Source organism: Moorena bouillonii PNG (assembly GCF_001942495.1).
Lineage (GTDB): Bacteria > Cyanobacteriota > Cyanobacteriia > Cyanobacteriales > Coleofasciculaceae > Moorena > Moorena bouillonii.
In genome coordinates, this window is the sequence record NZ_MKZS01000001.1 from 2,172,996 (window position 1) to 2,192,454 (window position 19,459).

The 19,459-nt window shown below is 43.5% G+C and carries 18 protein-coding genes; 14 read left to right on the plus strand and 4 right to left on the minus strand.

Going from position 1 to position 19,459, the window contains the following annotated elements; translation table 11 throughout:
* The first annotated feature begins 72 nt into the window (after window positions 1-72).
* Together BJP37_RS09075 and BJP37_RS09080 are read left to right on the plus strand one after the other, a co-directional pair.
* Complete coding sequence (locus BJP37_RS09075) at window positions 73-258, plus strand: hypothetical protein (protein ID WP_070392097.1); 186 nt, start codon at window positions 73-75, stop codon at window positions 256-258.
* Window positions 255-518 carry a hypothetical protein gene (locus BJP37_RS09080; protein ID WP_075898159.1) on the plus strand — a complete coding sequence of 88 codons (264 nt, stop codon included), beginning with the start codon at window positions 255-257 and terminating at the stop codon, window positions 516-518. The genes BJP37_RS09075 and BJP37_RS09080 overlap by 4 nt, the downstream gene beginning before the upstream one ends.
* A gap of 92 nt (window positions 519-610) precedes the next feature.
* On the opposite strand, the gene BJP37_RS09085 is transcribed toward BJP37_RS09080, so the two are convergent.
* Window positions 611-4,912 (minus strand): nSTAND1 domain-containing NTPase, encoded by a 4,302-nt coding sequence (locus BJP37_RS09085; RefSeq protein ID WP_075898161.1) that lies wholly within the window; start codon window positions 4,910-4,912, stop codon window positions 611-613.
* Window positions 4,913-5,020: 108 nt separating this feature from the next.
* On the opposite strand from BJP37_RS09085, the gene BJP37_RS09090 reads away from it, so the two are divergent.
* On the plus strand, window positions 5,021-5,473 hold the full coding sequence (locus tag BJP37_RS09090) for a hypothetical protein (RefSeq protein WP_075898163.1): 453 nt from the start codon (window positions 5,021-5,023) through the stop codon (window positions 5,471-5,473).
* Here BJP37_RS09090 and BJP37_RS38810 read toward each other — a convergent pair.
* Entirely contained in the window at window positions 5,453-5,626 is a 174-nt protein-coding gene (locus BJP37_RS38810) for a hypothetical protein (RefSeq protein WP_158069495.1), read from the minus strand. The genes BJP37_RS09090 and BJP37_RS38810 overlap by 21 nt on opposite strands.
* Window positions 5,627-5,859: 233 nt before the next feature.
* Between BJP37_RS38810 and BJP37_RS09095 the strand changes: the two genes are divergently transcribed.
* The 3 genes from BJP37_RS09095 to BJP37_RS40890 all read left to right on the plus strand — a co-directional run bounded on the left by BJP37_RS09095 (window position 5,860) and on the right by BJP37_RS40890 (window position 8,204).
* Complete coding sequence (locus BJP37_RS09095; RefSeq protein ID WP_075898165.1) at window positions 5,860-7,293, plus strand: hypothetical protein; 1,434 nt, start codon at window positions 5,860-5,862, stop codon at window positions 7,291-7,293.
* A 368-nt stretch (window positions 7,294-7,661) separates the two neighbouring features.
* On the plus strand, window positions 7,662-7,835 hold the full coding sequence (locus tag BJP37_RS38815) for a hypothetical protein (protein WP_158069496.1): 174 nt from the start codon (window positions 7,662-7,664) through the stop codon (window positions 7,833-7,835).
* A gap of 111 nt (window positions 7,836-7,946) precedes the next feature.
* Entirely contained in the window at window positions 7,947-8,204 is a 258-nt protein-coding gene (locus BJP37_RS40890; RefSeq protein ID WP_075898167.1) for a hypothetical protein, read from the plus strand.
* On the opposite strand, the gene BJP37_RS09105 is transcribed toward BJP37_RS40890, so the two are convergent.
* Window positions 8,201-11,836 (minus strand): WD40 domain-containing protein, encoded by a 3,636-nt coding sequence (locus BJP37_RS09105; protein WP_229415253.1) that lies wholly within the window; start codon window positions 11,834-11,836, stop codon window positions 8,201-8,203. The two genes, BJP37_RS40890 and BJP37_RS09105, sit on opposite strands and share 4 nt — an antisense overlap.
* An 801-nt stretch (window positions 11,837-12,637) precedes the next feature.
* On the opposite strand from BJP37_RS09105, the gene BJP37_RS09110 reads away from it, so the two are divergent.
* The 8 genes from BJP37_RS09110 (at window position 12,638) to BJP37_RS09140 (ending at window position 18,774) form a co-directional block, all read left to right on the plus strand.
* A complete protein-coding gene (locus tag BJP37_RS09110) occupies window positions 12,638-13,174 on the plus strand; it encodes a helix-turn-helix transcriptional regulator (protein ID WP_075898169.1) in 537 nt (178 codons plus the stop codon).
* 186 nt (window positions 13,175-13,360) lie between these two features.
* Entirely contained in the window at window positions 13,361-13,834 is a 474-nt protein-coding gene (locus BJP37_RS09115) for a helix-turn-helix domain-containing protein (protein ID WP_075898171.1), read from the plus strand.
* Window positions 13,835-14,167: 333 nt separating this feature from the next.
* Window positions 14,168-15,106 (plus strand): nucleotidyltransferase domain-containing protein, encoded by a 939-nt coding sequence (locus BJP37_RS09120; RefSeq protein ID WP_075898173.1) that lies wholly within the window; start codon window positions 14,168-14,170, stop codon window positions 15,104-15,106.
* 248 nt (window positions 15,107-15,354) lie between these two features.
* Window positions 15,355-16,113 (plus strand): nucleotidyltransferase domain-containing protein, encoded by a 759-nt coding sequence (locus BJP37_RS09125; RefSeq protein WP_075898175.1) that lies wholly within the window; start codon window positions 15,355-15,357, stop codon window positions 16,111-16,113.
* A 42-nt stretch (window positions 16,114-16,155) separates the two neighbouring features.
* Entirely contained in the window at window positions 16,156-16,770 is a 615-nt protein-coding gene (locus BJP37_RS09130; RefSeq protein WP_075898177.1) for a hypothetical protein, read from the plus strand.
* 135 nt (window positions 16,771-16,905) lie between these two features.
* Window positions 16,906-17,112, plus strand: a complete 207-nt coding sequence (locus BJP37_RS36040) for a hypothetical protein (protein WP_158069497.1) — start codon at window positions 16,906-16,908, stop codon at window positions 17,110-17,112.
* Window positions 17,113-17,136: 24 nt separating this feature from the next.
* Complete coding sequence (locus BJP37_RS09135; RefSeq protein WP_075898179.1) at window positions 17,137-17,712, plus strand: Uma2 family endonuclease; 576 nt, start codon at window positions 17,137-17,139, stop codon at window positions 17,710-17,712.
* Window positions 17,713-18,006: 294 nt separating this feature from the next.
* The gene (locus tag BJP37_RS09140) at window positions 18,007-18,774 is read left to right on the plus strand and encodes an SDR family NAD(P)-dependent oxidoreductase (protein WP_075898181.1); all 768 of its coding nucleotides are present in this window, start codon (window positions 18,007-18,009) and stop codon (window positions 18,772-18,774) included.
* Window positions 18,775-19,067: 293 nt separating this feature from the next.
* Here the strand turns inward: BJP37_RS09140 and BJP37_RS09145 are convergent.
* The coding region (locus tag BJP37_RS09145) for a DNA-binding protein (protein ID WP_075898183.1) at window positions 19,068-19,459 on the minus strand (392 nt) is incomplete at its 5' end.

The following is a 19,459-nucleotide window of genomic DNA, read 5'->3' on the forward strand; positions in this document are numbered from 1 at the left end:
TCACTGGTGGCAGGATGCCAAGGCTTAACAGTAACTATTTAGCCGGATTTCATATTACTTCGGTCGGGTGTGATGGAACCAACAGAAGCACAATATCTAATTCTCAATGCGTTGGATACCTTAGGATTACTAGAAAATACTGTTTATGACCAAGACAATGGCATTTGGTACATCAGCACTGCTAGCCTTCTTCTGCCCTTTGCTATGCTTTTACCAAATGGTGAAATTACCCCGATTACACCTGTAGCCGAATTATGAAGCCCTTAAGTGAATTACAACAACAGCAATATCAACGAATGATAGAACTCTCCACTCTGGCTCGTCAGCGATATCTGGACTCCGGAGGAGATCCAAACCGAGCCTCAGGGAGTCTACACAATGAAAATTATATGACTGCGGAAGAACAGCAGGAATTCTTGATATTAGCTAGGGCACTTTCCGGGATTTATACTAATAATGGTTATGTTTACTGTCAAGGGCGGTCTTGGAAATTACCGGAAGTGTTGAATCAGGAATAAGGGGAGAATGTGGGTAAAAGCTACCCCTGCTCCCTACTCCCTGCTCCCTATTTTCTTCCCTGCTCCCTGCTCCCTGCTCCCTGCTCCCTTCTTCATTTAATACCACAAATTTCCCTTAATTCTTCTTCGTCTTTATGAGTGACTAGGTAATCATGGAGCCAATCACAACTCTTTGCCACTAAATCACCTAAATCGAAATTCCATAAAATTACAGTGTTGTCTGCACTAGCAGAAGCAAGAGTCTGGCCATCTCGGCTAAAGACCACGCTATTGACCCAATCGCTATGTCCGGTGAGGGTTTGCAGGTGTTTGCCTTGGTGATTCCATAGTTTCACCGTCTTGTCCCAACTAGCAGAAGCAAGAGTCTGGCCATCTCGGCTAAAGACCACGCTATTGACCCAATCGCTATGTCCGGTGAGGGTTTGCAGGTGTTTGCCTTGGTGATTCCATAGTTTCACCGTCTTGTCCCAACTAGCAGTAGCGATAGTCTGGCCATCTGGGCTAAAGGCCACGCTAGTGACATTTGCTTTGTGTTCGGTGAGGGTGTGCAGGTGTTTGCCTTCGAGATTCCACAGTTTCACAGTCTTGTCCCAACTAGCAGAAGCGATAGTCTGGCCATCTCGGCTAAAGGCGACGCTATTGACAGGTTCGCTATGTCCAGTGAGGGTGTGCAGGTGTTTGCCTTCGAGATTCCACAGTTTCACCGTGTTGTCATCACTAGCAGAAGCGATAGTCTGGCCATCTCGGCTAAAGACCACGCTATTCACCCAATCGCTATGTCCAGTGAGGGTGTGCAGGGGTTTGCCTTCGAGATTCCACAGTTTCACCGTGTTGTCATCACTAGCAGTAGCGATAGTCTGGCCATCTGGGCTAAAGACGACGCTATTCACCCAATCGCTATGTCCGGTGAGGGTTTGCAGGTGTTTGCCTTGGTGATTCCATAGTTTCACCGTCTTGTCCCAACTAGCAGTAGCAATAGTCTGGTCATCTCGGCTAAAGGCGACGCTAGTGACATCTGCGCTATGTCCAGTGAGGATGTGCAGGTCTTTGCCTTTGAGATTCCACAGTTTCACGGTGTTGTCCAAACTAGCAGAAGCGATAGTCTGGCCATCTCGGCTAAAGGCCACGCTAGTGACAGGTTCGCTATGTCCAGTGAGGGTGTGCAGGGGTTTGCCTTTGAGATTCCACAGTTTCACGGTGTTGTCCAAACTAGCAGTAGCGATAGTTTGGCCGTCTGGGCTAAAGGCGACGGTTATGAGATATTGGCTATGTCCGGTGAGGGTTTGCAGTACTTTGCCTTGCAGATTCCACAGTTTCACGGTGTTGTCCAAACTAGCAGTAGCGATAGTCTGGCCATCTGGGCTAAAGGCGAGACTAGTGACATCTGCGCTATGTCCAGTGAGGGTGTGCAGGTCTTTGCCTTTGAGATTCCACAGTTTCACAGTCTTGTCCCAACTAGCAGAAGCGATAGTCTGGCCATCTCGGCTAAAGGCGACGCTATTGACAGGTTCGCTATGTCCAGTGAGGGTGTGCAGGTCTTTGCCTTTGAGATTCCACAGTTTCACGGTGTTGTCCCAACTAGCAGTAGCGATAGTCTGGCCATCTCGGCTAAAGGCCACGCTAGTGACAGGTTCGCTATGTCCAGTGAGGGTGTGCAGGGGTTTGCCTTTGAGATTCCACAGTTTCACGGTGTTGTCAAAACTAGCAGTAGCGATAGTCTGGCCATCTCGGCTAAAGACGAGGCTAGTGACAGGTTCGCTATGTCCAGTGAGGGTGTGCAGGTGTTTGCCTTGTAGATTCCATAGTTTCACGGTGTTGTCCAAACTAGCAGAAGCGATAGTCTGGCCATCTCGGCTAAAGACGAGGCTAGTGACAGGTTCGCTATGTCCAGTGAGGGTGTGCAGGTGTTTGCCTTGTAGATTCCATAGTTTCACGGTGTTGTCCCAACTAGCAGAAGCGATAGTCTGGCCATCTCGGCTAAAGGCGACGCTAGTGACAGTATCAGTATGTTTATCCAGGCTATTATACTGGTTGACGCCATAGAGAGATTGCTGCAACTTAGCGATCACTTGTATTCTAGTATCACCTTTTACCCTTTTTGCCTTTTGGAGTTTTCCTACTGCCCTTAAACTCTCTTTTAGAGCATCAAAGGCTTGCTTTGAGGTAAACAAGAGTTCTGAAGATTGATTCAGGGCTTTAATTTCACTTTCTTCTGCCTTTCTCGCCTGCTTACGAGACTCCAATCCAAAAACCGTTGAAGCAACTGTCCCCAATACCAACACACCAATAAACCCTACCGCTACTAACCTGCGGTTACGGGTGATTTGCTTGTGCTTGTGACGGCTAACCTCAATATACTCCTCGGCCAACCCATTCAACATCCCCAATTCACCATACTTTCTTAAATACTCCTGGGCTTCTACCAACCTCCCCCCTTGCAACAGTAGACCCGCATCATCGCGCTTCTTTCCCTTCTCCTGCCATTCTTCTGCCGCCGCTTCCAGCTTGCTTTCGATCACCATCGCTTCTGTGTAAGTCTGCTTCCACTCCACCAACCTTCCCCAGTGGCGAATCAAGGCTTCGTGCACCACATCCAAAACCACATCCTGGGAATTTTCCTCATGACTTCTAGTAATCAAGCGGTTGTCTGAACTGGCTAAGGTCTGGCTAACAGCATCGAGCAGTTCTAAACTGTGATGAGAATTGACTAACTCCCCCAGGCGTACTCGTCTACGGGTATCGAGAGTCTCTCCCACTTGAGTTAATTCCAACAACAAACGCCTAGCCACAGTTTGTTCTTCCGCTGAGAGACTATCAAATACCTGATTTGCCTTCTTTTCCAGAGTTCCCTCAATTCCCCCTAACTGTTGATAGGTTTCTAACCGTAAAAACGTTTCCTGCTGCTGTCTTGACTGTTTCCATAATTCCGTCAGAGTATATTGGAGCAGGGGAAGGCTACCTGGATAATCTTCGACATCGTTAATCAGTTGCTGTTTTAATCTCCCCTCAATCCCTAATCCTACTAATTCAGCTGGTAGTGCGATCGCTTCTTCAATTTCCTGACGGTTCAACTGGTCAACATTGATGTATGGTCTATTGATCTTTTCAACAAATTGAGGATACTTTCGCGACCGCCCCCGAAAGTCAGAGCGCATGGCAATTAACACAATTAGATTGTCTTTCTGCTCTAATAATTCCATTAAACCGTTAAAGAATTCCAGGCGTTGGTCAGGTTGACTCATAGTGAAGCACTCTTCAAACTGGTCAATAATCATGACCACCGGTTCAGAAGTCGCTACTAGAGTAAGACTAGAATTGCCTCCGTTTTTCTCTAAAAGCTTTCCCAACTCCAGCACCTCCTGTAACCTTTGCTTTGGTGCAACACCCGGAGAGAAAGGTTCTAGATAATGCCAGCGATCGCTTCCAACAATTGCCTGACCTAACTTCAGCTGATACAATAATCCTGCCCTGAGTAAGGAAGACTTGCCACTGCCGGAAGCTCCTAACACTACCAGCAGACGGTCTTTAGTTTTAACTCGCTCAATTAACTGCTGGGTCAACTTAGAGCGACCGTAAAACACCAGAGCATCCTCTGGTTTATCGGTAAAATAAGACAGAGACCGATAGGGGCACTTATCCTGAAAGCTCAGTTTCGGAAACAGGCTAGTCAGTAGAATGGCTTGTTCAGAGTTAGCGATTAAAGGACGTTGTCCAGTCCTTGACATCCGCTGCTCAATAAACAAGGCCAAATTATGACTAGTAACAATACCATCCGGGTGATTTTCCGGATTTAATCCTGCCAGTAACTCCCTGGTAAATACCCCTTGTTCATGGCTAATCTCTACTCCCGGTTCAAAGGAACGAGTAGCAGTAATCAAGCAGTAAGCTTTATCAGTTGGGATAAATGGGAGCAAGCTTAGTAACTCGCCACTGTAGCAACAATCTAACCAAATCACTACCTGTTTGACTGGGCTAGTTGCGATTTGCTCACCCAACTCCCGCAGAGGATAGCCATAAATTCCCACATCAGGAAAGGCATCACTTGTCACTAAGAAAACTTCCTCAATACCATCCACCTCTTGTCTACAGCCATGGCCTGAAAAGAAGAATAGGCCGGTTTCTGGAGGTTGGTTGGGAGGAGGAGGATTAAACAGATTAGCGACTGCTGACCTTAATTCCTCTAATTTTACTAGTCCTGTGCTCGATGGTCCCCCTGCTCCTTTTTGGGTCAACCCAAGGGGTAAGTCTTGAATCCGAAACGGTTCATAGCCATACTGCTCTAATCGTTGAGCGACATTTTCCCCATCTAATGCCGCAACGGTCAAGTCGTTAAAGTTGGTGTATTCTGGATAACGGTTAATCCCAACAATTAGGGCTTCCCATTGCGGTCTCATTGGAGCGAGGTTCTGAAACTTTTATTAGGGTAACATACTATCACAATTTCGGGAACTAGGCTGATCCTTCGTGTATAAAGATAATGATTGAAGTAGTAGCAGTGGCTGATGAATACCAACAAAACCCTATTAGCGTTTTTACTTGCTCTGACCGATTTAGACACACCCTTGAGTCAAGGTGATAATAAGAGCATCAAAGAAATTGGCGATCAACTTGATGCCCAACCTTTGGCCTGGGAGAGGTATACCAAACCCAAGCTGCTAGAGATAATTGCAGCCAATCCTGAGTTAAATCAACGTTACCAAACTTATTACAACCAACTTGACACTACCGTCGATATTCCCCCAGACTATCTCCCAACAACAGCGGAAATCCAGCCAGTCAATAAACCTAGCTCTACGATAATGAGAGGACATAAACCTAAGTCATCACCTACAGGCTATGACCAACAAATTAATAATATTGTGATTGTTGTCAGTCGTTCAGAACAGCCAGAAGCAGCTGTGAAAGAATTACCCTTGGAAAAACTGAAACAGTTTTTAGGGACTTCTAAAAAGTAAATTACCCAATTTGGAAGTCGGGAGTCGGGAGTCGAGAGTCGGGAGTCGAGAGTCGGGAGTCGGGAGTCGGGAGTCGGGAGTCGGGAGTCGAGAGTCGGAGTCGGGGGAATAAAATTGAATGTAGCTCGTAAGTAGGATCAACCCTAGACTCATAAATTTGGTATGATTAGTTCCTGGGAGTTTCCTTAACTAACCGTGCTAACTAGTCAATCCAATTAACGTTAACTAAAGTACAACGGTTTTAATATTACAGCGTTTTTCATAACTATTAGGTACATAGTATTTTTTCCCTGTTCCCTGCTCCCTGCTCCCTACTCCCTACTCCCTACTCCCTGCTCCCTAAAACCCCATAATTTGTACCTCACCCAATTTAAAAGAGTGCTATAGTGAGCGATCTAATCTTTCCAACTCTCGATTTATTTTTATATGACTTACGAGATGCTCTCAACCTCACTGAAGCTGAGAAGCAAGAAAACCAAGCTAAGTTCCGAGCTAAACTCCCAGCAGATAGTCAATTCTCTGATCCTGATCTAGAAACCAAATATTTAGAACTACTCCCTAGGCAAAAGTACTATGACTTTACTACAGCCAACAATACCCTAGAAGGGTACTACTACCCTGTCCGCTTAAATGATACCTATGGCTTGCAAATTGATTGTTCCATTAACAATCAAACTGACCCCCAAACCCCTGACTGTTTTGCCAGACTCCGAGCCGAAATTGAATGGAGATTACAAGGTGAAAGGGCGATACTAGGGCAAACTTGGATGCTTTCTGGATGCTTACCAAAAACGTCGAGCAAAAGCTACGAATACATTGCTCAATCCTGTTATCATGTTTTCCAGACAGCGGCGAATTGGTCACAAGATTTACAAGGAGTATCAACACCAGAAAGTTCGACAAAACAGGAAAAAGACATTGCCAAATCTGGTGATAAGGTTTTCGATAAAGGGGCGAATTGGTCACAAGATTTACAGGGAAAAGGCAGCTTATTTGGTGGTGAAGTTTTTGAGCTGTGGCGATATCAACCCCTGAATCAGGTCAACTGCCATGTGATCATTATTATCTTTCCTGACCAAGAAAGTATGGAAAAGGCAGCGGAGTTGTATACTGATTGGATGGGTCTGTTTAGTTATAGAAACAAAATTTTATGGGCTTACAGCCAAAGTCGCTTAATCAAAAAGTCCTTGGTAAATTTCTATAAGCAGGTTGAAGCCAATCAGAGACTTATCGCTGACCAAAACGCTTCTGGCTTTAGAGACGAAACCCTCGCAGCAAAACTCGATGACATTCAAAAGTATTTAGGGAACTATACCCTGGATTTGCCTAAACTAAATTTTCAAAACCAAATTATCGAGATTAATTTATTCAATTATCAAACCCGTTTAGAAATCATCAACCAAAAATGCAAAAAATTAGGTGCCGATAATAATCTGAAGTTTTTAGAAACGTTTAGTAAAGAGGTAAAGGAAAATTACCTATTGCAGGTTACTAAAGACTATGATATAATGGAGGTGGCCTTACGGTTGCTAGAGACGAGGCTCAATGCCATTCGTAGTCAAATTGAGCTGGAAAAAGCAGAACGCGATCGCAACTTCCAGACTCTAGTAACGGTAGTTGGTGCTGGCACAGCTGTTACGGCTTTAGTGGATTTTGAAGGGAAGCAGTGTCAGAATGTATCCAAGCTGATCCCACCCATGGAGAAGAGCTGTGACAACCCTTTGATCAATAGTGTGATAGTACCAGTTGGGCTAATCGTGATCTTTGGAGTAATTGCTTTGTGCTTGAAAAAAATCTTATCAGGTATTAGGTTGGGTTGAACTGAGCTGTTGCACCATTGTTTAATCCTTTGGTGGGCAGTGCTTACCAATGGGCTCTGGCTAGTCAGTCAATTTAACGGATGCACTGCCGACCCTACATCTATTACTGCCGACCCTACATCGGTTCTAAGTTATCCGGACATGAGATTAATCCTATGGTGGGCAGTGCTTACCAATGCTCTGGCTAGTCAGTCAATTTAACGGATGCACTGCCCACCCTACATCTGCCCACCCTACATCTGTTCCCTACTGGTGGGCAGTGCTTACCAATGGGCTCTGGCCAGCAAATGAATCTCACGGATGCACTGCCGACCCTACATCTGTTCCCTACTGGTGGGCAGTGCTGACCAATGCGCTTTGACCAGTAAGTGAATCTCACGGATGCACTGCCGACCCTACATCTGCCCACCCTACATCTGTTCCCTACTGGTGGGCAGTGCTTACCAATGGGCTCTGGCCAGCAAATGAATCTCACGGATGCACTGCCGACCCTACATCTGTTCCCTACTGGTGGGCAGTGCTTACCAATGGGCTCTGGCTAGTCAGTGAATCTCACGGATGCACTGCCGACCCTACATCTCTACATCTGACAAGGGTAGGTTTTTTACATTTGGGCGAGTACGTACTGGCTAGAGGTAGAAATTTCTCAAAATATGTCGGAAAATCATCAAGAATTTCCACCGATTACCGACCCATCTCCCGCTCTTCCCCTCCTGGTCGGGGTGTCGGGTGGGTTCCGATTAGCCATTACCGATTACCCATTCCCCATCACCCATTACCCATTACCCATTACCGATTACCCATTACCTATTACCTATCTCCAAAGTAAAAAACCTACCCCTGTGAGCATCTCTACATCTCCCGACTCCCGACTCCCGATTCCCGACTCCCGACTTCTGCAACAAGTCTAATCAACTGCTCCCAAAGCTTTCAGGGACGTCATAGTTGCTTTTGTTAAACCAGTAACACCAGCTATATTCATCCCCTCATAGGGTCTAGGCACTCTCAGGGTTTTGATACATTGACCCGTCTCGATATCCCAAAACTTAATTGTGCCATCGTTGCTGCTACTGGCCAGCATTAAACCATCTCGACTGAAAGTAACAGACCATACCACATTAGTATGGCCATGGAGAGTTTTTAAACATTCACCTGTCTCAACATCCCAGAGCTTACAGGTTTTATCATAACTACCACTAGCGATTAGTTTACTATTAGGGCTGAAAGCCACTGAGCGTAAGCGATGGGTGTGTCCGCGCAGAGTGTTGAGACATTCACCAGTGCCAACATCCCAGAGCCTTAGAGTGTGGTCTTCACAGCCACTAGCGAGAATTCTGCCATTTCCACTAAATACAACGGACTTGATTATATTCCGGTGTCCCTGCAAAGTAATCAAACAGTCACCGGTGTCAACATCCCAGAGTTTAACGGTTTGGTCTTCACTACCACTAGCAATAATTGTGCCATCTGGACTGAAAGCCACTGACCAGATCAAATCTGTGTGTCCTAATAAGGTCTGGAAACACTCACCGGTGCTAATATCCCAGAGTCTTACTTTATCGTCATTATGACCACTGGCTAAGATTTCTCCATTGGGACTAAAGGCGACTGAAAGTACCCACTTGGGTCCGTGGAAGGTGTTGAGGCATTCACCAGTGCTAATATCCCAGAGTCTGAGGGTTTGGTCTTTAGAGCCACTAACTAAGATTGTACCATCTCGACTAAAGGCAACAGAAAATATCAAATTGGTATGTCCTTGTAAGGTATCGAGGCATTCACCGGTACCAACATCCCAAAGTCTGACGGTTTGGTCTTCACTGCCACTGGCGAGGGTTGTGCCATCTGGACTGAAAGCAATAGACCATACGCCATTGGTATATCCTCGAAACGTGTTGAGGCATTGACCGGTGTTAATATTCCATAGCCTTACAGTTTGGTCATCACTACCACTTGCTAAGGTTACGCCATCTGGACTGAAAGCAATAGACCATACGCCATTGGTATGTCCGTACAACTTATTAACACATTCACCGGTGCTAAGATTCCATAGCCTTACGGTTTTGTCATCACTACTACTGGCGAGAGTGGTTCCATCTCTACTAAAGCCAATTGACCGTATGCTTTTTGTATGTCCCCGCAGAATCTTAACGCATTCACCGGTACTCAGATTCCATAGCCTTACGGTTTTGTCATCACTACTACTGGCGAGAGTAGTTCCATCCGGGCTGAAAGCCAGTGACCTGACCTGCTGAGAGTGTCCTTCTAAGGTGCTGAGGCATTCACCTGTATCAGAGTCCCAGAGTTTGACAGTTTTATCTTCACAGCCACTGGCGAGAATGGCACCATCGGGACTACAAGCTACGGCTCTTACGGTCTGGGAGTGTTCTGACAAGATGTTCAAGCATTCACCGGTACTAACATCCCAGATTCTAACGGTTTTATCGCCACTGCCAGTAGCAACAATTGTGCCATCTCCACTGAAAGCAACTGACCATATTCTACTCCTATGTCCTCGCAAGGTGTGAAGGCATTGACTCGTAGCAATATCCCAGAGCCTGACGGTTTGATCTTCACAGCTACTAGCCAAAATCTGAGTCTCTTCACTGTTACCATCATCTAGCCTAGTAAAGGCCAAAGACCATACCCAACTGGTGTGTCCCTTCAAGGTTAAGTGGTATTGACTATCAGCAATTTGCCACAGATGAATCTTGCCCATGCTATCACCTGCAGCCAAAAGCTGGCTATCGGGGCTAAATGCTACTGACAAAATACTACCAAAAGGTTGAGTAAAAACTGATTTAGCGATGGTAGCATTAGCGAAGTTTACATCTAGCAACTCTACCCCCTGAAGGTAAGCTTGCCAAATAGTGAGATTAGAAAAATCATAACCCCTTAAATCAGTTTTAAGTTGGCAGAGCAGATTAAGGATATTACCGGGTGCATAGCCTACCCTTTGCACCAAGTTTTCTCTTATCTTTGAAAGACTACAATTTAGGGTTTCTTCCAGACGACATTGACTAGTCAAACTAGCGATTAGCCGGTCGATTAATGGTTTGAGTATCAGACGGGATTGAGCTTCCCGAATGTACTGTTTTGCCAAAGCCTTTAGCAAACAATGAGAATTAAATAGAGCTATTTTATCGGTGAGTATTTCCTGACTAACCTGCTCAATGATTGTCTCAGTTATGTACTCGATCAGGACAGGTTGCAGGGTAAAGCCTGCTGAACTTTTTTCCAAAGGTAAACGTCTTTGCAAGGATTGCAGTGTTACTGGTAACTGTTGTTTAGCCACTGGCGAGAGAATATCCTCTCGGAGTTGGGCAATGGAAACTGCTTCCCGATTAATTGCCAACCAGTACAGAATGTCTTTTTCGTAATCTGATAAGTGCTCAAAGTGCCAGGTTAAAACTTCACGAAAGTCATCGAATACTGGTTTACCTTCTGTTAAAAATTCGGCAATATTACCCAAAAATACTTCATCAATATGCTTGGCAACAATTTCTAGGGATAAAGGATTACCGTTGTAAAATTCAATTAGTTCTTGCCATTGCTGATCTGAACCAGAGAACGAGGCAATGGAATTAAATATTTTCTTGCCATTTACAACATCAAAACCGCTTAATTCCAGGCAACGAACCGGTCGTGTTTTGCCTTCAAGTCTGGCAATGGCGTGGGGCTTCTCTCGGCTGGTGATCAACAAGCAGCTTTGATGGGAGACTTCTCCAATTTGTCGAAACAGTTGCTCATACTCCTCATATCCCTCTCGATATTGCCCAGGCTTGTCACCACCTTGTAGAATTGATTCCACATTATCCAGGATTAGCAAACACCGATGCTCACGCAAATAGTGAAGTAGTCGTGATAGTTGAGCATCTAGGGTGTCTGGTAAATGGGTTTCTACCTGGTTGGAGAGAAATTTGATGATATCTTCGAGAATTTTTATAATGGGAGGAGCATTAAGTAGCGTACGCCAAATTACGTACTCAAAGTCATCCTGAATGCCATGGGCTAGCTTGAGGGACTGATCAGTTTTGCCAATTCCCCCCTTACCTAGCTTCAGGGAGAGTCCAGTTTTACCAATTCCACCCATTCCTAGAATTGCCACAACTCGGCAACGATCATTGAGAATCCATTGCACTAGGGTAGCTAATTCTTCGGTACGTCCAAAAAAAACTGGCACATCCGGCGCTGCTGACCAATCTACTCGATTTGGGGGGATTTTAGCGGTTGTCTTTTGGATTGAGGACTTAGGGAGGTTGTTCTCAATCACATATTCCCAGTTAAGTCCTAAAACTTGGCAAAATACCTGGAAAACTTGGGCATTAATCGGTTTTCCTTGCAAGAAGCGTTTCCAAGTAGCTAGGGAGACACCAGGAGCATAGATTTCTTGCAACCCATACTCGGAGGATGCCCAGTCGATATCTGGATTTAAGATCTTACTCGCCTCGACCAGCCATCTGTGATCCTCTATCGTCCATCCCTTTCGGTTTCGATACTGTTTAATTGTTAGTCTTCCCTGTCGAGATGCTTGTAAAGATGGCAAAATCTCACCTCAGCTATAGGATTTACAAATAGGTCATGAACAATCTTGCTCATGTCTCATAACATCAAAAACGCTTTGGAGCTCTTTCGTACTATTCCCTGTTCCCTGATCCGAAGTTCCCTGTTTCGACGGGTCCGCTGTTTACATTTCAAATAAAAATGCATACTATATTAGAATCAAACCAATACCTAAGCTCAAGGAAATCGCAGCTAAACTCTGGTAAACGCCCTTAGGCATATTCCAGGTCTAAGAGGCTATTTTAAAGGTGTTGGATCCTACTCGTACATACCCCCCTAACCCCCCAAAGCAAGGGGGTAAGTGGCTCAAAGTCCCTCAGATTTCCGATAATGATCGCTGATGCCAAACATGTGTTACTTCTCAAACATCCTCGCGACCCAGAGAATCTTAATGGGCTACGCCCACGCTACGCGATGAAGCTTTGCTTCCGCTAAGAGCGATCGGAGCCTCTGTCAGTAGACATACTCCTAAAGTAAGTGACAAGATCCCACCAACACTTAGGTTCGCTTTCCCCATTAAGAATTAAATTCCACACAGGTCGCACCTCAGGAAACCTCTTCACAATCCTGTTCACAATTCTTTGCTACTTGATGTGTTAATAATTCAAACTAGAGCCAGGTGAGAGCTCGAAATTATTATACTTTATTATACCAATTGTCAAGTGCCAATTTTGGATCATCTGTTGTGATCAGCAGCTGATCCAAACCTGATCCAAAACTGTGTCTAGCAAAGGCTGGGCAAATTCGGAATTCTGGATAATGTGTAATTCAGGTAATGCTAGTCATGGCACAAACAAGATCAGAACCCCCATTACTGATCCAAGCAATCCTTGAGGGGTTTGTGGATGGGGTGCTGATTCTAACTATTAACCAAGATTGGTTTCATGCCAATGAGTGTGGACGTCGAATGTGTTCTCAAATCACTCAAGGTAGGTCACAGATAAATTCTATCCCTGACCAAATTTGGCGAGTTTGCGAATCATTAATTGATAGTCGTGAGTGGTTTTGCGATCGCAAACTAATTATCGAAGCTGAAATTAAAGTAGATAAGTCAGTTAACTTTCGGGTTCGGGTTAGATGGTTAACGTTAGAATTATCCCCAGAACCTTACCTCTTAGTCACCCTAGAAGATCAAAATAAATCTTCTCAAAATTCCGCTAGCACTGATGCGCTTAAATATGGATTAACGCCTCGCGAACAGGAAATTTGGTCACTTAAAAAAGCCAACTTTACTTACCGAGAAATTGCCCAGCAGCTATTTATCAGCATCAATACGGTTAAGAAGCACTTAAAAAATATTTACGCTAAACAAAAATACTAATTTTTTATTGCCAAGTATAGCCTTAATTGTTTAATTTTTTGGATATTTTAGGGTTTTATAAATCAACTAATGATCGGGGATAATTGATTTGAAGTTATAATTACTATTCAGTCTAGTAACGATCATATAACCCAATATAACTAATTTTAAATAACTCAAAAATCAGAAAAAATTTTAAAAAAAACTATGTCAAATAAAGAAAATAAAAAAAATCAAGATTTAAATGAGTGGATTAAGAGGAATCCAGATTCAAGAGAATTAAAAAGAGCGCTAGCTGTAAAATTTGTCATAGATGGCTGGAACTATCAATCAATATCCGAAGCTTTAAATGTATCAAAAAGCTTTATTAGTAAATGGAAAAAACGATTTAATACAGCGGGAATAGAAGGATTAAAATTATCTTATAAAGGGGGGAAAGGGTTTTTGAGCAAAAAAGAAAAACAAGAAGTTATTGATTGGTTACAAAAACAATATGACTGGAATTTATATGACTTAAAATTTTATTTATTTGAGAAATATGATGTAGTTTTTAAGTCTGCAAGTAGTTATTATTACTTGCTAGCAGAAGCCAAGAATAATTTACAAAAAACAAAAAAAAATTATCCTGATAAAGAAAAACTATTGGATAACTTGCTGCATTGCTTTTACCATCAACCCTAAGATAAGCTGGTCTTCATTTAAATTTGATGGTTCTGACAGCTGGGGAACTGGCGAGCTGGGGAGCTGGGGAGCTGGGGAGCTGGGGAGCTGGGGAGAGGGTTTGACGGTTTTTTTATAACTGAATAATACCCAATTTCAATGCGCAACAGCTTACAGCGGTTTTCAATTCGGTCAGGTACAAATGTCTGGGTTTTAGGGGTCTTCGGATCAGGGCATAGAGAAATAATTTTGTGTACTTAATAGTTATTAAAAAGGCTGTATTTTAGTAAAAAATGCTATAGTAGTTTAATAGATTAAACTTGTACTAGGGTTTATACAAAAAACTTATAATAAATGAATCCTCACCTAATCTTGCCAGTCGGTACCCAAGTTGTAACTCGTGTGGCTGTTAAAAACTCTGCGGGTGAAACATTATGTGTACCAGGAGCAGTCGGTGTAATAGTAAAAGCACCAACAGATAATTCCCATGGGTATCGGGTGCGTTTGTCTAATGATAGGGAGGTTACCCTACCTCGCCATGAATTTAGTATTCGTAAACACTTCCAAAAAGAAGGGTTACAGCTCTCGGAAGACTTACTCACAGAGTTAAATTTATATGATCATGTTATCTACCGCTGTGTAGTAGGGTCGAGAGCATTTGGTCTGGATGATGAAAACTCTGATACAGACAGACGGGGTATTTACCTGCCACCAGCTGTGGTTCACTGGTCTTTGTATGGAATTCCGGAACAGTTAGAAAACCACGAGACTCAAGAGTGCTACTGGGAGCTTCAAAAGTTTATCATTTTGGCACTGAAGGCTAATCCAAATGTGTTGGAATGTCTCTACACACCACTAGTGGAAACAGCCACTCCCCTAGCCGAGGAATTGCTAGGTATTCGAGATATTTTTCTGTCTAAGTTGGTTTACCAAACCTATAATGGCTATGTGATGTCCCAATTTAAGAAAATGGAGCAAGATTTTCGGACTAAAGGAGCAGTTCGATTAAAACATGCTATGCACTTAATCCGTTTATTGCTCTCAGGGATCACAGTCCTGAAAGAGGGATTTGTACCAGTGAAAGTTGAGGCGTATCGGCAACAACTCCTAGCCATCCGTCGGGATGAAATGCCATGGGAGGAGGTTACTGCTTGGCGATTGAGCTTACATCAAGAGTTTGATGCTGCTTTTGCTAACACCAATTTGCCAGAACGTCCGGATTATGAAGCAGCTAATGGGTTTTTGATTAAAGCACGTCAAAGTAGGGTTTATGGCAAAGGAAACAGGGAATAGGGAATAGGGAATAGGGAATAGGGAATAGGGAATAGAGAACCAAAATTATCACAATTCCTACACGGATTGCTATAGTTATACAGCGTTTTTCATAACTATTAGGTGCCCTTGACCCATTAATAATTAAATTCGCCACGGGTCACACCTCAGGATTTTTTCCTCTTTCCTCTTCTCTGTTCCCAGATCCGCTGTTCCCTGTTCCCTAAAACCCAGGAATCTGTACCTGATACAATTAAAAACTGCTGTATATGAATTTAAACCAAAAACTACTATCTGTAATTTCTACTCAACCCCATCCACTGTTATTTGCTACCCTCAGTGGAGCGCATTTGTATGGTTTCCCTTCACCAGATTCTGATTATGATTTCCGTGGGAGCCACATTCTGCCAGTGCAGAAGGTTATAGGACTAGAGCCGGGACCGGAAACGATTGAAGTTTCGGAAATTCGGGATTCCATAGAACTGGATCTAGTCACTCACGATATCAAAAAGTTCTTTGAGATGCTGCTGAAAAAGAATGGTTATGTCTTAGAGCAGCTGTACTCACCCCTAGTTATTCACACTACAGCGGAGCATGAGGAATTAAAAGCGATCGCAAAACAATGCATTACTCGCTACCATGCCCATCATTATCTAGGATTTTCCCGAACTCAATGGAAACTGTTTCAAAAGATGAGTCCATTTCGTGTCAAACCCTTGCTTTATGTCTATCGGGTGCTGTTGACTGGTATCCATTTAATGAAAACTGGGGAAATAGAAACTAACTTGGTTAAGCTGAATGAGGTGTTCCAGTTACCTTATATTCCAGATTTAATCGCTCGAAAGCTAGCAGGAGCAGAAAAGTCTGTATTGGAAGATACAAATTTGAATTTTCATGAGGGAGAATATAATCGTCTACAGAGTAAATTAGAGGAAGCATCTGAGTCTAGTTGGTTACCAGAAGCACCATCAGCTAAGGATGCTTTGAATGATTTGCTCTGTAGATTGAGAATGGCAAATTTAAATTAAAATTTAAAATTTCAAGGGCTATTAACAACAATTATCTGTTAAATGAGAGTGAAACGATTAGCAATTCCTAGTATTATAGTTGCTTTCCTTGTACTTGGTTGTGCTAGTGAAACCCCAGCAGATAAAACCCAGCCTCGGAACGTAGCAGGAGATTGTGGTGAACGCCAATGTCAGGAAGTTTTAGCTGACCTTGGCGATAGTTTTCCCGAACAAATAGCTGAATGGGAAAGGGAGTGTAGTGATAGCAAATATTTAAATTTAAAGGTTTTTCAGAATCAAGGACAACCCCAGCGAGTCAGTTTTTTTTGTTGGGATAAACCCTTAGGAAATGGCAATCGCACTGGTACATGGTTAGGGGTTTTGCCTTTAGTAGCCAATGATTCTACGTTTGTGAAGCCATTGGCTTGCTCTAACTCTGACCAACAGTGCCAGAAAGTATTGCCTCAATTACGCACAAATGCTCCAGAGCTAGTCCAGAAAGCAGAATTTAAATGCGCGACCAAACAAGGGTCTCTATTTTTGAGAGTTTTTGAGCAGGAAATCGATATTCGTTGCGGTTTTTTTGCGACCTCTGTTTGGGATGAAAATGGCGATGGTTTAGTGGATAATGAAGACCCAGTTAGTGTTGATATTTCAGTGGGTACTTTTAAACCCTAAGCTAAGCATTTAGCCATCAGCGGTCAGTGGTCAGTGGTCAGTGGTCAGTGGTCAGCTAAATACTTAGAAAACTAATTTAGTATAATAATATCAAAAAATTATCCCAGCTCTTTACTACTGTTGCCTATTGCTAGCATGCCTATTGCTAGCATGCCTACTCCCTCTCTCCCGGAAATTGCTATAATTATTAATGTAAGCATTCAGCTATCAGCTATCAGCCAAAAGCGCTGTAGCCACGCTACCGGAACAGTTTATGCCCATAGCCAATGCTACACCGAACAGCTTTTGAATAAAATAAGCACCTCAAGCAGCGTGAGCGAACAGCTGACGGCTGACGGCTGACGGCTGAATACTTACTTATTAATTATGACTGCTCTTATTCTCAACATAGCTTCCACCATTGAACTAACTGATGAACAGTTCTTCCAACTCTGTCAGGACAATAGAGATTTACGTCTTGAGAGTACCAGCAAGGGAGAACTAATTATCATGCCACCAACGGGATGGAAAAGCGGAAACCGGAATAGCCGACTGACCCAACGTTTGGGCAATTGGGCTGATAGTGATGGAACTGGATTAGCGTTTGATTCCTCAACGGGGTTTAGGCTTTCTAATGGTGCCAATCGTTCTCCTGATGCCTCCTGGGTAAGGCGAGAAAGATTAGAAGCCCTTAATCCAGATCCTGCTAAATTCTTACCAATGGCTCCTGATTTTGTAACGGAACTCCGCTCTGCTAATGACAGCCTCAAGACGTTGCAGGAAAAAATGCAAGAGTACATGGACTGTGGTGTACGTCTAGGTTGGCTAATTGACCCTCAAAATCAACAGGTAACAATTTATCGCCCTGGACAGGATAGGGAGGTTTTGCAATCCCCAAGTAGCTTGTCAGGAGAGGATGTATTGCCTGGATTTGTGCTAGATTTGGCACAAATTTTGAGCTAATGTTGTTTGTTATAGCAATTCTACGACTTGTGAGGTATAAATTTATGGTTTTTAGGGAGCAGGGAGCAGGGAGCAGGGAGCAGGTAAGAGGTAAGAGGGAAAAGGGAAGAGGGAAGAGGTAAAAAATAATTTGTACCTCATAGCTACGAGAAACGCTATAATTTAAGCGTTACAATCCTATCAGGATAATTCCTCTTAACAAAAATCTGCCCTATCTCCGCAAACTTCCCAAAATTCCCCCTACTCCCTACTCCCTACTCCCTACTCCCTACTCCCTACGCGGAGCGCTAATAAATGTCTATAGATAGGATTAACAATGCCAATGCCTTGATTATCGGTTCCAGTGGAGGTATTGGTCTGGCTTTTGTCAAACAATTGCTGAAAGATGAAACGTTTACCAAGATTTATGGCACTTATCGTCATCGTGATTCTAGTTCAGAATTAATTGCCCTTGCAAACAACTATCCTAATCGATTAGTTTCTCTATCGATGGATATTACCGATGAGTTGCAAGTATCTGAAGCTATCAAACAAATCAGTGTAGAGATAGACAAACTCCATTTAGTGATTAATTGTGTTGGATTGCTTCATGACGGCAGCTTACAACCAGAAAAAAGCTTGAAACAGATTAATTCAGAACACTTGATGCGTTACTTCCAGGTTAACAGTATTGGAGCAGTGCTGCTGGCTAAACATTTATTACCATTATTCCGTCATAGCGATCGCAGTATTTTTGCTAGCATTTCTGCAAAAATTGGTAGTATTGGTGATAACCAACTGGGAGGATGGTATGGCTATCGAGCATCGAAAGCAGCCTTAAATATGTTTATGCGAACAGTGGCAATTGAATACAGTAGAAAAAGTCCTCAAACTATCGTTGTTACGTTACATCCTGGTACAACCAATACGCGACTTTCTAAACCCTTTCAAAAAAATGTACCTGCTGATAAGTTATTCCCAGTAGAGCGTACTGTTACTCAACTACTGGGGGTAATCGAAAAGCTGGATAAAGGGGATAGTGGAGAGTTTTTTTCCTGGGATGGAAGCAAGTTACCTTGGTAAGCTATCAGCGATCAGCTATTAGCGATCAGCGATCAGCGATCAGCGATCAGGGATCAGCTATCAGCAATCAGCGATCAGTTATCAGCTTTTGAATAAAACAGCTAAGGATTAGTTTAATAGTCACAAAAGTCTTTTCAAGACAAGAGGTAAGGATTAGTTGAATAGTCACGAAAGAGGTTGATTGTCAGCTGACCGCTGACCGCTGACCGCTGACCGCTGACCGCTGACCGCTGACCGCTGACGGCTAAATGGTTACTTTTTCATAACTGAGTCTAAGTCAAATTCACAACAGCTTAGGCGATCACCTTAAAGTCAGAAATTGTCTCAATCCATACCCGTGCTCCACACTTTAGGGGTTCATCTGGGCGATACATCACCCGACAGGGGCCATTGACTTCGACCGTATGACCGTAAGTGTTTTTAGAGCCGCGTTTTACGGTAATCACGGGATTGCGTTCGCCAGAGTTGTGATTTTGGCGAATCACTTTTTGATTAACGTGGATGACAGCTTTAGTGTAATTTGTGCGCTTTGACCAATTCCGCTTTGGTCCGCGAGTACCAGGAGTGACCACTGGCATGCCATCAAATAAGGGAATTACCCAAGTTCTACCGACCTTATAAGCTCCTTTGACTCTGCCCTTGCTCAACAGGAAACGGACGCGAGTGGCAGAGATACCTAGTAATT

Coding starts and splice junctions, on each gene's coding strand:
- BJP37_RS40890 (WP_075898167.1), top strand. CDS start 7,947: ATGTCGGAAAATCATCAAGAATTTCCACCGATTACCGACCCATCTCCC.
- BJP37_RS09125 (WP_075898175.1), top strand. CDS start 15,355: ATGAATTTAAACCAAAAACTACTATCTGTAATTTCTACTCAACCCCAT.
- BJP37_RS36040 (WP_158069497.1), top strand. CDS start 16,906: ATGCCTATTGCTAGCATGCCTACTCCCTCTCTCCCGGAAATTGCTATA.
- BJP37_RS09080 (WP_075898159.1), top strand. CDS start 255: ATGAAGCCCTTAAGTGAATTACAACAACAGCAATATCAACGAATGATA.
- BJP37_RS09135 (WP_075898179.1), top strand. CDS start 17,137: ATGACTGCTCTTATTCTCAACATAGCTTCCACCATTGAACTAACTGAT.
- BJP37_RS09140 (WP_075898181.1), top strand. CDS start 18,007: ATGTCTATAGATAGGATTAACAATGCCAATGCCTTGATTATCGGTTCC.
- BJP37_RS09115 (WP_075898171.1), top strand. CDS start 13,361: ATGTCAAATAAAGAAAATAAAAAAAATCAAGATTTAAATGAGTGGATT.
- BJP37_RS09110 (WP_075898169.1), top strand. CDS start 12,638: ATGGCACAAACAAGATCAGAACCCCCATTACTGATCCAAGCAATCCTT.
- BJP37_RS38810 (WP_158069495.1), bottom strand. CDS start 5,626: ATGAGTCTAGGGTTGATCCTACTTACGAGCTACATTCAATTTTATTCC.
- BJP37_RS09075 (WP_070392097.1), top strand. CDS start 73: ATGGAACCAACAGAAGCACAATATCTAATTCTCAATGCGTTGGATACC.
- BJP37_RS09130 (WP_075898177.1), top strand. CDS start 16,156: ATGAGAGTGAAACGATTAGCAATTCCTAGTATTATAGTTGCTTTCCTT.
- BJP37_RS09085 (WP_075898161.1), bottom strand. CDS start 4,912: ATGAGACCGCAATGGGAAGCCCTAATTGTTGGGATTAACCGTTATCCA.
- BJP37_RS09120 (WP_075898173.1), top strand. CDS start 14,168: ATGAATCCTCACCTAATCTTGCCAGTCGGTACCCAAGTTGTAACTCGT.
- BJP37_RS09090 (WP_075898163.1), top strand. CDS start 5,021: ATGAATACCAACAAAACCCTATTAGCGTTTTTACTTGCTCTGACCGAT.